The sequence below is a fragment of the Nocardia sp. NPDC003482 genome (genome assembly GCF_053588115.1).
In genome coordinates this window covers 192,916-205,189 of record NZ_JBSFPI010000010.1, presented here as the reverse complement: position 1 = coordinate 205,189, position 12,274 = coordinate 192,916, and the positions used below count along the sequence as shown (strand labels likewise).

At 66.8% G+C, this 12,274-nt stretch carries 14 protein-coding genes and 1 tRNA gene; 9 read left to right on the top strand and 6 right to left on the bottom strand.

The window, feature by feature from the left end; translation table 11 throughout:
• Nucleotides 1–3 precede the first annotated feature (3 nt).
• The 7 genes from ACWDSJ_RS18085 (at nucleotide 4) to ACWDSJ_RS18055 (ending at nucleotide 6,050) form a co-directional block, all read left to right on the top strand.
• Nucleotides 4–465 (top strand): hypothetical protein, encoded by a 462-nt coding sequence (locus ACWDSJ_RS18085; protein WP_450033214.1) that lies wholly within the window; start codon nucleotides 4–6, stop codon nucleotides 463–465.
• Between the two features lie 42 nt (nucleotides 466–507).
• Nucleotides 508–1,638 (top strand): prolipoprotein diacylglyceryl transferase, encoded by a 1,131-nt coding sequence (lgt, locus tag ACWDSJ_RS18080; RefSeq protein ID WP_450033213.1) that lies wholly within the window; start codon nucleotides 508–510, stop codon nucleotides 1,636–1,638.
• A 15-nt stretch (nucleotides 1,639–1,653) separates the two neighbouring features.
• Complete coding sequence (locus tag ACWDSJ_RS18075; RefSeq protein WP_450033212.1) at nucleotides 1,654–2,079, top strand: NINE protein; 426 nt, start codon at nucleotides 1,654–1,656, stop codon at nucleotides 2,077–2,079.
• Nucleotides 2,080–2,200: 121 nt separating this feature from the next.
• Nucleotides 2,201–2,956 (top strand): amino acid ABC transporter substrate-binding protein, encoded by a 756-nt coding sequence (locus tag ACWDSJ_RS18070; protein ID WP_387361857.1) that lies wholly within the window; start codon nucleotides 2,201–2,203, stop codon nucleotides 2,954–2,956.
• Nucleotides 2,957–2,977: 21 nt separating this feature from the next.
• On the top strand, nucleotides 2,978–3,646 hold the full coding sequence (locus ACWDSJ_RS18065; RefSeq protein WP_450033211.1) for an amino acid ABC transporter permease: 669 nt from the start codon (nucleotides 2,978–2,980) through the stop codon (nucleotides 3,644–3,646).
• 81 nt (nucleotides 3,647–3,727) lie between these two features.
• Nucleotides 3,728–5,149: a pyruvate kinase gene (pyk, locus tag ACWDSJ_RS18060; protein WP_387361861.1), complete on the top strand. Its 1,422-nt coding sequence runs from the start codon at nucleotides 3,728–3,730 to the stop codon at nucleotides 5,147–5,149.
• A gap of 1 nt (nucleotide 5,150) precedes the next feature.
• Nucleotides 5,151–6,050, top strand: a complete 900-nt coding sequence (locus ACWDSJ_RS18055; protein WP_387361863.1) for an acyl-CoA thioesterase — start codon at nucleotides 5,151–5,153, stop codon at nucleotides 6,048–6,050.
• Here ACWDSJ_RS18055 and ACWDSJ_RS18050 read toward each other — a convergent pair.
• The 6 genes from ACWDSJ_RS18050 to ACWDSJ_RS18025 form a co-directional block, all read right to left on the bottom strand.
• Nucleotides 6,047–6,409, bottom strand: a complete 363-nt coding sequence (locus ACWDSJ_RS18050) for a hypothetical protein (protein ID WP_387361865.1) — start codon at nucleotides 6,407–6,409, stop codon at nucleotides 6,047–6,049. The genes ACWDSJ_RS18055 and ACWDSJ_RS18050 overlap by 4 nt on opposite strands.
• 153 nt (nucleotides 6,410–6,562) lie before the next feature.
• Nucleotides 6,563–7,198, bottom strand: a complete 636-nt coding sequence (locus ACWDSJ_RS18045; RefSeq protein WP_450033210.1) for an arsenate reductase/protein-tyrosine-phosphatase family protein — start codon at nucleotides 7,196–7,198, stop codon at nucleotides 6,563–6,565.
• Nucleotides 7,199–7,333: 135 nt separating this feature from the next.
• Nucleotides 7,334–7,846, bottom strand: coding sequence for a phenylacetaldoxime dehydratase family protein (locus ACWDSJ_RS18040; RefSeq protein ID WP_450033209.1), 513 nt, complete (start codon nucleotides 7,844–7,846; stop codon nucleotides 7,334–7,336).
• A gap of 63 nt (nucleotides 7,847–7,909) precedes the next feature.
• The gene (gene bla, locus ACWDSJ_RS18035) at nucleotides 7,910–8,731 is read right to left on the bottom strand and encodes a class A beta-lactamase (protein WP_450033287.1); all 822 of its coding nucleotides are present in this window, start codon (nucleotides 8,729–8,731) and stop codon (nucleotides 7,910–7,912) included.
• A 50-nt stretch (nucleotides 8,732–8,781) separates the two neighbouring features.
• Complete coding sequence (locus ACWDSJ_RS18030; protein ID WP_450033208.1) at nucleotides 8,782–9,447, bottom strand: HAD family hydrolase; 666 nt, start codon at nucleotides 9,445–9,447, stop codon at nucleotides 8,782–8,784.
• 497 nt (nucleotides 9,448–9,944) lie between these two features.
• Nucleotides 9,945–10,031: transfer RNA gene (locus ACWDSJ_RS18025), tRNA-Leu, on the bottom strand.
• Between the two features lie 201 nt (nucleotides 10,032–10,232).
• On the opposite strand from ACWDSJ_RS18025, the gene ACWDSJ_RS18020 reads away from it, so the two are divergent.
• Complete coding sequence (locus ACWDSJ_RS18020; protein WP_387361878.1) at nucleotides 10,233–10,853, top strand: ANTAR domain-containing response regulator; 621 nt, start codon at nucleotides 10,233–10,235, stop codon at nucleotides 10,851–10,853.
• A gap of 215 nt (nucleotides 10,854–11,068) precedes the next feature.
• On the top strand, nucleotides 11,069–12,274 hold the full coding sequence (locus ACWDSJ_RS18015; RefSeq protein ID WP_387361880.1) for a branched-chain amino acid ABC transporter substrate-binding protein: 1,206 nt from the start codon (nucleotides 11,069–11,071) through the stop codon (nucleotides 12,272–12,274).

The following is a 12,274-nucleotide window of genomic DNA, read 5'->3' as shown; positions in this document are numbered from 1 at the left end:
CGGATGGAACTGGACCGCGACTTCAGCGAGTTCATCGCGTCCTGCGTCGAAAATGACGTCCGGTTCCTCGTAGTCGGTGGTTACGCCGTAGCGGCCCATGGGCATCCGCGTTTCACCAAGGATCTGGACATCTGGGTGTGGCTGGATCCGGGCAATGCCGATCACCTCGTCGCGGCACTGCGCGCATTCGGCTTCGGATCGCTGGGTCTGCGTGCCGACGACTTCCTCGAAGAGGGCGTGGTCGTGCAACTCGGCCATCCGCCGAAGCGCATCGACATCCTCACTTCGGTGGATGGAGTCGAATTCGATCCCTGCTGGGACCGGCGGGTGCAGGTGACGATCGGGGATCAGGTCGTGCCGTTTCTCTCGATGGCCGACTTGATCGCCAACAAGAGAGCATCGGGCCGTCCGCAGGATGTCGCGGACGCGGCTGCTCTCGAACAGCTCGACTCGCACGAGCCCTGACCCGGCGCCGCGGCTCGGCCGGATTCCGTTACGGTGGGGCGCGTGACTTGTGCAGTCCTGGCAGACAGTGTTGTTGCGCACGCCGGTTCGGTGGGTGTGCTGGCCTATATACCGAGTCCGCCGCGGGGGGTTTGGAACCTCGGGCCGTTGCCGGTGCGGGCCTATGCGCTGTGCATCATCGCGGGGATCGTGCTCGCGATCTGGTGGGGGGAGAAGCGGTGGCAGCAGCGTGGGGGGCAGGGCGGGGCCGTGCTGGACGTGGCCATGTTCGCGGTGCCGTTCGGGTTGGTCGGGGGGCGGCTGTATCACGTGGCGACCGATTGGCAGAAGTACTTCGGTGACGGTGGGCATCCGCTGAACGCGTTGAAGGTGTGGGAGGGCGGTCTCGGGATCTGGGGGGCGGTGCTGCTCGGCGGGGTCGGGGCGTGGATCGGGTGCCGGGTGTATCGAATCCCGTTGCCCGCCTTCGGTGATGCGATCGCGCCGCCGATCCTGCTGGCGCAGGCCGTCGGGCGGTTGGGCAACTACTTCAATCAGGAGCTCTACGGGCGGCGTACGGATCTGCCGTGGGGTCTGGAGATCTACGAGCGGTTCGGCACCGACGGGCAGCTCGACATGATGAACGGCGTGTCCACCGGCGTGGTGGAGCGGATCGTGCAGCCGACGTTTTTGTACGAGCTGCTGTGGAATCTGCTGGGCGTCGCGGTGCTGATCTGGCTGGACCGGCGCTATCGGATCGGGCACGGCCGTCTGTTCGCGCTGTACGTGGCGCTGTACACCTTCGGCCGGTTCTGGGTGGAGCTGCTGCGCGACGACGAGGCCACGCATGTCTTCGGGCTGCGCATCAACACCTACACCTCGATCATCGTATTCGTGTGCGCCATCGCCTATTTCCTGCTCGCCACCAAGGGACGGGAGACGGCCGCGGCCCTGCAACCCGCCACCGATCGGCCGTGGCCGTGGCAGATCGGGAAGTTGCGGGCTCGGGGCGCGGAAAGCGCTGCGCCCCAAGTGGATTCGGCGACCTCGGGGGCGACCGCGGTGGCGACCGAGCCGGAGCCGGACATCGAGGAATCCGATTCCGGCAACGAATCCGAGCCCGACGGCGATGAATCGGCGAGCGATGCGGCCGAATCCGATCCCGCGAAGGCGGGTGACTCCGGCCCGAAATAGCGAGGAGAACGAGCAGTGACCGATCCCTATCAGCAACAGCCCGGTTATGGCCCGCAGTACGGTCCCGCGGGGACGGGGCCCGGTGCGCCGCCGCCGTACGACCAGCCGCCGTACGGCCCGGCGCCCTATCCGCAGCCGCAGTACGGGTATCCGTCCGCGGCCGTGCCGCCGGGGGTGGATCCGGCGGCGCCCTACGGGCGCAACGTGTACGGCGAGCCGTACTCCGACAAGTCGAAGCTCGTTGCGGCGTTGTTGCAGTTCTTCCTCGGGTTCTTCGGGGTCGGGCGGTTCTATCTGGGGTATCCGGGGATCGGGGTGGCCCAGTTGGTGGTGAGTGTGGTGACCTGTGGGGTGGGGCATATCTGGGGGATCATCGATGGGGTGATGATCTTGACGGGGAAAGTTCGCGATCCTCATGGGTTGCCGTTGCAGGAGAATTAGTTCCTCGCTTCGCTCGGAAACATGGGGGAGGGGCGAGGGGATCGAATCGCGCTGAGCGCAATCCTCGGATTTCGCATCCTCATGTCGTACACTCACCTCTCCCCCGGAGAGAGGTACCCCATTGCGCCGCAAGCTGTTCGCCGCCGTGTTCGTCGTCGCCGCCGCCACGGGACTGCTCACCGCGTGTGGGAGCGATGATCCGAACGTGTTGAAGGTGGGGACCGAGGGGACGTACGCGCCGTTCAGTTTCCAGGGTGGGGACGGGCAGCTCACGGGGTACGACGTCGAGGTCGTGCGGGCGGTGGGCGAAAAGCTCGGCAAGAAGGTCGAATTCGTGCAGACGCCGTGGGACGCGATCTTCGCGGGGCTCGAGTCCAAGCGGTTCGATCTGGTCGCCAATCAGGTGACGGTGAACGCCGAGCGGCAGAACAAGTACGCGCTGTCGCAGCCGTACACCACCTCCGACGGCGTGCTCGTCACCGGCGCAGGCAACGGGTCGATCGCCACGCTGGCCGATCTGTCGGGTAAGACGTGCGCGCAGTCCTCGACGAGCAACTGGAGCAAGGTCGCCTCGGGCGCGGGCTGCAAGGTCGAGGCCGTCGAGGGTTTCGTGCAGGCGATCCAGCTGCTCAAGCAGGGGCGGGTCGATGCGACCGTCAACGACACCCTGGCCGTCGCCGAGTACACCAAGAAGACCGGCGACACGGGCGTGAAGGTCGCGGGCAAGACCGGGGAAACCAGCCACCAGGCGTTCGCCGCCCGCAAGGACGAGGGCAAACTCGTCGACGACATCAACGGCGCCCTCGACGCCCTGCGCGCCGACGGCACCCTCGCCAAGATCTCGGAGAAGTACTTCGGCACCGACGTCAGCAAGTAATCGGTAACCCTGTCAACGGGTATGGACTCCGCAACCTGGGCGCTGATCCGGCACAACCTCTGGCCGATGCTCGAGGCGACGGTCACCAAGACGTTGCCGCTCACCGCGATCAGCTTCGCCGTCGGCCTCGTGATCGCGCTGGCGGTCGCGCTCGCGCGCATGTCGCCGATCCGGCCGGTGTCCGCCGCGGCCCGGTTCTACATCTCGATCATTCGCGGCACGCCGTTGCTCGTGCAGTTGTTCGTCGTGTTCTACGGGCTGCCCGAACTGAACATCGTGATCGATCCGTTTCCCGCCGCGGTCATCGCCTTCAGCCTGAATGTGGGTGGCTACGCCGCCGAGGTGATCCGCGCGTCGATTCTCTCGGTGGCCGAGGGGCAGTGGGAAGCGGCTCAGGCGCTGGGCCTTTCGCACGTTCAGACGCTCGCCTCGATCATCCTGCCGCAGGCCGCCCGCATCGCCGTGCCACCGCTGTCCAATACGCTCATCTCCTTGGTGAAGGACACCTCGCTGGCGTCCACCATTCTGGTGACTGAACTGTTGCGGGTGGCGCAATTGGCGGCCGCGCCGACGTTCGACTACTTCACCCTCTACGGTGTCGCGGCGGTGTACTACTGGATAATTTGTTTGATACTCGGATTTGCGCAAACGCGGTTGGAAACCCGGCTCGCGCGGCACGTGGCCCGGTGACGCTCGTCATGTTTTCCCCGATTGATAGCGAAGGGTATGCCCGCTCAGCGTCCGGGCCCGGGCAGGACTAGGCTCGAGCCCGTGATGCGACGGACAAAGATTGTGTGCACCCTCGGACCGGCGACCGCCTCCGAGGACCGGCTCCGCGAACTTGTCGAAAGCGGCATGGACGTGGCCCGGTTGAACTTCAGCCACGGCGAACACGCCGATCACGCCGAAAACTACCGCAAGGTCCGCAAGGCCGCGGACCAATTGAGCCGTGCCGTCGGCATTCTCGCCGATCTACAGGGCCCCAAGATCCGCCTCGGCCGTTTCATCGACGAGCGCACCACCTGGGCCACCGGGGAAGAGGTGCGCATCACCGTCGACGACGTCGAGGGCACCCACGACCGCGTCTCCACCACCTACAAACAGCTCGCGCAGGACGCGAAGGCCGGTGACCGCCTGCTCGTCGACGACGGCAAGGTCGGCCTGACCGTCACCCGCGTCGAGGGCAACGACGTCGTCTGCCGGGTCACCGAGGGCGGCCCGGTCTCCAACAACAAGGGCGTCTCGCTGCCCGGCATGGACGTGTCGGTGCCCGCCCTGTCCGAAAAGGACATCGCCGACCTGGAATTCGCGCTGAACCTGGGTGTGGACTTCATCGCGCTGTCGTTCGTGCGCTCGCCGTCGGACGTCGAGCTGGTGCACGACATCATGGACCGCGTCGGCCGCCGCGTGCCGGTGATCGGCAAGCTGGAGAAGCCCGAGGCCATCGACAATCTCGAGGCGATCGTGCTGGCCTTCGACGCGATCATGGTCGCCCGCGGCGACCTGGGCGTCGAACTCCCGCTCGAGCAGGTGCCGCTGGTGCAGAAGCGGGCGATCCAGATGGCCCGCGAGAACGCCAAACCGGTCATCGTGGCCACCCAGATGCTCGAATCGATGATCGGCAACTCGCGCCCGACCCGCGCCGAGGCGTCGGACGTGGCCAACGCGGTGCTCGACGGCGCCGACGCGGTCATGCTGTCCGGCGAGACCTCGGTGGGCGCGTACCCGATCGAGGCGGTGCGGACCATGGCCCGCATCGTGCACGCGGTGGAGTCCGAATCCTCCACGCGCGTACCGCCTTTGACGCATGTGCCGCGCACCAAGCGCGGCGTCATCTCCTACGCGGCCCGCGACATCGGCGAGCGGCTCAACGCCAAGGCGCTGGTCGCGTTCACCCAGTCCGGCGACACCGTGCGCCGCCTGGCCCGGCTGCACACGCCGCTGCCGCTGCTGGCGTTCACCCCGCTGCCGGAGGTGCGCAGCCAGCTCGCGCTGACCTGGGGCACCGAGACATTCCTCGTGCCGCCGGTGGGCACCACCGACGAGATGATCGGTCAGGTCGACAAGGAGCTGTTGTCGCTCAACCGCTATCAGAAGGGCGACCTGGTGGTGATCGTGGCCGGGTCCCCGCCCGGTACCGTGGGTTCCACCAACCTGATCCACGTGCATCGCATCGGCGAGGAGGACCACTGAGGTGAGCAGCGCGTCACTGGGCGAATCGGTTCCGACCGGTACGAGCGACCTGGAGGTGCTGCTGGGTCTGCTGGACCTGGAGCAGCTGGGGGAGGACCATTTCCTCGGCCACCACCCGGAGAAGGTGTGGAGCCGCACCTTCGGCGGTCAGCTGGTGGCGCAGGCCATCGTGGCCGCCGGTCGCACCGTCGGACCGGAGCGCCCGGTGCACGCGGTCAACGCGCACTTCGTGCGCGGCGGCGATGTGAAGAAGCCGATCGAGTACCGCGTGGAGCGCCACCGCGACGGCCGCGCGTTCGCCAATCGCACGGTCACCGCGTATCAGGACGATCAGGAGCTGTTCGTCATGCTGGCGGCCTTCCAGGACTGGGCCAAGGGCCTGGAACACGCCGCGCCGCAGCCGCAGGTCCCCGACCCCGAACAGCTGCCGCGCGTGGAGGAGTCCTTCGTCGGGCTCGAGGACCGCTTGCAGATGTTCGTCAACGCGCCGCATCCGATCGATATGCGCTACACCAACGATCCGGCGTGGGTGCTCAAGAACACCGGCGGCACACTGGAATACAACCGGGTGTGGATGAAGGCCGACGGCCACCTGCCCGACGACCCGCTGATTCACGTTGCGACGCTGGGTTATTCGTCCGATACCACGGTGCTGGACTCGATCATCACCACCCACGGCCTGTCCTGGGGTTTCGACCGCATCGTCGCCGCCACCGTGAACCACTCCATCTGGTTCCACCGCCCGTTCCGCTTCGACGACTGGGCGCTCTACGCCACCCAGTCGCCGGTGGCGGCGGGCTCGCGGGGGCTGGCCACGGGCCACTTCTATTCGCGCGCAGGCGAATTGCTGGCCACGGTCGTGCAGGAGGGCGTGATCCGGCACTTCCCGCCGCGCCGCTAGATCAGTTCCCGGTTCTCCTCGAGATCGAAACTCTCGCGGTGCAGGGCGTGGATGGAATGGGGGACCGCGTCGACCGCGCAGATGCCGAGGATCAGTTTCCGTTCCAGGGTGGCGAGGTCGGCCTCGGTGAGCAGGCGCTGGTCGCCGACGAGGCTGAGGGCGATCTCGTAGGTGCGGCGGGCGCCGGGGTCGGCGCCCGGATGATCCAGGCGCCATTGGGTTTCCAGCACGGTGTGGTCGGGTTGGTCGGGGTCGACGGGCAGGGTGAACCGCCAGGCGAACACGTCCCGGTCGGCCACATGATCGTCGACGACCCGGCGCACGGTGTCGACGACGCGTTCGAGGGCTTCCGGTGTCACATAAACATGGAGCGAAACATCCGAAATGCGTTTCGGCATGTCTGAGTCCTGTTCTTGTGTCGGACCATCGGAATCGTTCCGCGGGGAGTGTAATCCCTCATTACCCGGAATGGGGAGGACACATGCGTGTCCCCCCGCATGTTTCGAAATTCGTCAGGCGTGTCGGCCGATTCGCGGCAACGGTTCGTAGGGGGGCCGCTCGTCACGGCCCCCGGGTAAGACCACCAGCCGCGGGCGGCCGCGGGTGTCGAATCCGCTGTCCTCGTGCACCCGGTGCACGTGCAGGGCGAGCATGAGCGGCACGACCGCCTCGGCGATCCGGTCGCCCACCTCGCAGAACTTGTCGGCCGACAGGCCGACCGGATCGGCGATGTTCTCCCGGCCGACGAGCGCGAGATCGTCTCGGGCCCGGTCGATCTCGGCGATGGTGCGCGCCCCGCTGACCTTCGCGATGCGATGCGCCTCGAGCAGCGTGAAGGTGCGTCCGGCCGCGGCGGGGACGAGTCTCATGATCTCGTCGCGGATTTGCTCGGTCATCGCCAGCACGAGATCGGCGCGTTCGATCATCGCCGCTTTGAGTTTGCGGGCGCGGAAATCGTCGGCGTTCGCGCCGAGACCGGTAATGGTCTGGGCGGCAAGTGGTTCCACGCCGAATCCGACGAGGGCCCGCGTGCCCGCGCTCTCCGCGGTAAGGTCGGTCAGTCCGTATTCGGCCGCGAGCGCGCGGGTGACACGCTCGGCGATCACCGACCTACACACATTGCCGGTGCAGACGAACAGGACGTGCATGGCTGCTACGGTAAGCCGCGCGGGTACCCCATATGAAGGGCGATAAGCCTGCCCCGCCCGTTTTTGGTCAGATGTTCATCAATTGGTAGCGAGTTGTGTACCGGCGTTGGCCGAATGGTTGCCCGCAATTTCTTCTCATCCGGAATTATCCGGGTAAATGGCGTTTTCCGCGACGACGGGGGCGACTTTCGGATCGGTGGCCCGCACCCGGCCGCGCGTGGAGAACAACCGTCCGCGCGACGGCACCGTGGGCGCGAAGCGGGCGAGTCCGGTCGGGGTGGTCATGTCGTCGTACATGGCGTCGATCCCGCCCCGCGCGAAGTACGCCTCGTGCCAGAACCCGGTCCCGCCCGAGTCGCGCAGGAACCGCTGCCACCAATCCCGGTGTGGCTCCGACCGGGTCCACCGCTCGAGGCTGTCCAGATCGCGCCAGTACTGCCGCGCGCCCCAGTGCGGCGGAATCAGCGACCAGATGATGTCCTCGTGCGACAGCAGCCCGTCGGGCCGGTCCTTGTGCGACCGATACAGCTTCGGCCCGAGCCCGAGCAGCCGCAGCATCCCGCGCGGCGTGCGCACCCGCATGCCCAGATAGATGACGACCAGATCCGGATACGCCGACAGATCCGCCGTCAGCCGGTTCACCCGCATGTCCCGCGTGCCTCCACTATTCGTTCGCCCTACGCGGATGTACGGGGTTTCGATCCGAAAGGTTCAGCGCAGGGCGTCGGCGACGATACGGGCGGCGTCGGCGAGCAGGGCGTTGTCGGGCTGGGCTCGTTGGTCCGGTTTCGCGGTGAGGACGGCGATGACGACGGGTTCGCCGCGGTCGGTCCAGGCGACGGCGATGTCGTTGGCGGAGGCGTAGTCGCCGGTGCCGGTCTTGTCGCCGACGGTCCAGGTGTTCGGGAGTCCGGCTCGGATGCGTTGTGCGCCGGTGGTATTGGCGATGAGCCAGGACTCGAGGAGGTCGCGTTCCGGGGCGCCGAGGGTGTTCTCGACGACGAGTTTCCGATAGTCGGCGGCGATGGCTCGTGGGGTGGTGGTGTCGCGGTCGTCGCCGGGGATCGAGGTGTTGAGGTCGGTTTCCCAGCGGTCGGAGCGGGTGGTGTCGTCGCCGATGGTCCGCAGGAACGCGGTGAGGGCGGGTGGGCCGCCGAGGAGTTTCAGGATCTGGTTGCCCGCGGTGTTGTCGCTGCGGGTGATGGCGGCCTCGCAGAGTTCGGCGACGGTCATGCCGGTGTCGAGTCTGGTCTCGGTGGTGGGGGAGTAGGGGACGAGGTCGTCGTGGGTGTAGTGGATGGTTTGGTCGAAATAGCCTGTGGCCAAGGGGTGTTCGTGGAGGAGGGCGGCGCAGGCCAGGGGTTTGAAGGTGGAGTCGAAGGCGAAGCGTTCCGATTCTCGGTGGGCGAGGGAGTCGGTGGCGTAAACGCCCAGGCGGGCACCGTATTTGGTTTCGAGGTCGGTGAAGCGTTGGGCGGTATCCGTATGTCCGCCGGTGGAGCATCCGGTCAGTAGGGCCGTTGCCGCGACCATGGCCGCGCCTGTCCATCGCTTCAGCACGCGGAGCATCCTGCCATTCCGTGCTAGTCGGTCAAGGCGTCGCGCAGTTCCGTCATGGAGTCGACGATGGCCGTCGGGTGGTGGGAGGCGAGTTCGTCGCGATCGTCGCTTCCGCCGGTGAGGGCGATGGCGGGCATCCCGGCGCCGTCGGCGGCCTCGATGTCGGTGGTGGAGTCGCCGACGTAAACGCATGTGCCCGAGGTCAATCCGAGCTCGTGCATCGCCTCGTCGAGCAGACGGGTGCTCGGTTTCAGGCCCGAGACATCGGCGGAGGTGCGGCCGAACACGCCCGCCACATACTCGCGCAGCCCCTGTGCCTTCAGGTAGGTGTCGATGGCCTCGGGGGCGTTGTTGCTGACGATGGCGACGACGCCGCGCCCGGCCGCGCGTCGAATGACCTCGTCGGCCCCCGGGGCGAGCGGCGCGGAGCCCGCGGCCCGCACCTCGATGTCGGCGAGTCGTCGTTCGATCTTCGTCGCGAGGTCGGGGTCGCGGTCGGCGACGTATTCGAGGACGTCGAAGGGGTCGTCGGCGTCGGCGACCTGGTCGAGCAGGGGGGAGTCCAGGGCTGTGACGAGTTCGCGGGCGGCTTCGCGTTCGGTCAGGTGGGCGAAGAGGTCGCATACCGGGCCGTCGAAGTCGAGGAGGAGGTTGGGGCGGTTTCGCAGGACTTCCGTCAGTGTGGTCACGAACGCGCCTCCCTGGGTCGATGGGAATTGTCTGTCGGAGCCTATCCGTCGTGGGCGCGTGGAAACCTCGGGCGAACCGAATTCATACGGTGTCGGTCGGTTTCGCTGAGCCCGTTCGAAGTGTGGGTGCTACTTCGTCTGGGGGCACTTGGGGATCTGGCTGCACCTGTGGTTCGAATACTGGTTCACACGCGCTTCCTTGCACCAGGCGCATTGGCAGGTACACGTCATGAGGCACTCCTTCGACGGGGTGATGGTGAGTTCGAGCGTCGAGCGACTACTCGATTTCCGATGCTATGAATTCCCGGTCTTCACCGGTATCCGTTCAACGTACGACAGAGCACTGGAGCGCGGCCGGTCGTCGGTCCGAAGGCGATGTGCCACACGAGTTTCGCCACACCGCCGGGTCACCGGAGATGGACGCGCACGCGAATATCGAAGGGGTACAACGGATGTCCGAGCACAGGTCCGCTCCGAGCGGAAACAACCCCCTACCCTGGTGCCGAGTGTGGGACTCGAACCCACACGTCCTCACGGACAACGGTTTTTGAGACCGTCGCGTCTGCCAGTTCCGCCAACTCGGCGCACCGGGGGAAAAGCATAGCGGGTGGGGGCGGGGGAACCCAATCGGGTCTGGCCATGGGGCTTTGCGCTGGGTAGATGGGTTGCTTCCGGGGTTGAACGGTACGCTTTAGGGCACTCGGGCGTGTGCCGGGCCGGCGTGGGTGGGCGTGTGGTCGCGGTGGGCGAGGAGTGTCGGCATCGGAACCACGAGGGGTCTGTCTATGGGAACGTCAGCAGGGGGCGCTAAGAAGGATGCGGTCTCCGCCGCGAAGCGCGTGGTGGTGGCCGAGGACGAGGCTCTCATCCGCATGGACCTGGTGGAGATGCTGTCCGAAGAGGGGTATCAGGTGGTGGGCGAGGCCGGGGACGGCCAGCAGGCGGTGGACCTCGCGGAGGAGTTGCGGCCCGATCTGCTCATCATGGACGTGAAGATGCCGCGCCGCGACGGGATCGACGCGGCCGCCGAGATCGCCTCGAAACGCCTTGCGCCCGTGGTCATTCTGACCGCCTTCAGCCAACGTGACCTGGTCGAGCGGGCCCGCGACGCCGGGGCGATGGCGTACCTGGTCAAGCCGTTCACCAAATCGGATCTGGTGCCCGCGATCGAGTTGGCCGCCAGCCGGTTCCACGAGATCACCGCGCTCGAGAGCGAGGTCGCCAACCTGTCCGACCGGCTCGAGACCCGGAAACTGGTCGAGCGCGCCAAGGGTGTGCTGATGCAGACCCAGGGGCTGTCCGAGCCGCAGGCGTTCAAGTGGATTCAGCGCACCGCGATGGATCGCCGCACGACGATGAAAGCCGTCGCCGAGGTCGTATTGGAGAACCTGGCCCCGAAGTCGTGATTGCGGGAAATTAACGCTCCCGCAACACGGTGAGGTAAATACTGGGGCTCGAAGTCACGCGAATGACTCGAATGTGATGCGGAGCTAACCTCGCGCCGCTAAGTTCTGTCCCGAGCCGACGTTGGTCGGCTTCCACCCGGTGATCCCGGGCGGATGGGCAGGATTAGAGGTGAAACGTGCTCAGTTCGACAAGGCGCGGTCGTACCACGCGAGGTTTGTTGGCGATCGCCGCTGCCGCGGCGCTGGTGCTGACCGGATGCAGTTCGAAATCCACGAACAACAGCGGTGGCACGGAGTCGGGCACCAGCGGGGGGAGCAGCGGCCTGTCGATCCAGCCGCTGGGCCCGGTCGACGCGAGCGGCAAGCTGGGTTCGGCGTCGTCGAGCGCCACCGCGGCCGACCCGGCCGGTGACGGCAAGGCCACCTGCGCCCCCGGCACCGCGATCGCCTTCGCGGGCGCGCAGACCGGACCGAACGCCGCCCTCGGCATCAATATCTCGATGGGCGCGAAACTCGCGATCGACAAGCACAACAAGGCCAACCCGAACTGCAAGGTCGACCTGAAACTGTTCGACACCGAGGGCGAACCGCAGAAGGCCACCTCGGTCATCCCGCAGGTCATCAACGACAAGTCGGTGGTCGGCCTGGTCGGTCCCGCCTTCTCCGGTGAGACCAAGGCGACCGGCCAGATCCTCTCCGACAGCGGCCTGGCCGCGCTGACCTCCTCGGCCACCAACGCGACCCTGTCGACCAACGGCTGGAAGACCTTCTTCCGCGGCCTGGCCAACGACGACGTGCAGGGCAGCTCGGTCGGCAAGTACCTGGCCGCCAAGTACAAGAAGGTCTGTGTCGTCCAGGACGACAGCGACTACGGCACCGGCCTGGCCAAGTCCATCACCGCGGGCCTCGGCTCGGCCGCCGATCCGTCCTGCGCGGCGGGCGTGAAGACCGGCGACAAGGACTTCTCGGCCACGGTCACCAAGATCTCCTCGGCCAACCCGGACGCGGTGTTCTACTCCGGCTACTACGCCGAGGGCGCGCCGCTGGCCGCGCAGCTGAAGTCCGGTGGGGTGAAGGCGACCTTCGTCGGCCCCGACGGCGTCAACGATCCGCAGTTCCTCACCCAGGCCGGCAGCGCCGCCAAGGACGCGGTGCTGACCTGCCCCTGCGGTCCGGCGCCCGACCAGTTCGAGAAGGAGTACCAGGCGCTCAACGGCCAGAAGTCGGGCGTCTACTCGGTCGAGGCCTACGACCTGGCCACGATCCTGCTCAAGGCGATCGACAGCGGCAAGGTGACCCGGCCGGACGTGCTCGGCTACGTCCGCGGCTACGAGGGTGACGGCACGGGTGGCCGCCACTACAAGTGGAACGACGCGGGTGAGCTGACCAACGCGGTGGTGTGGATCTACCAGGTGAAGTAG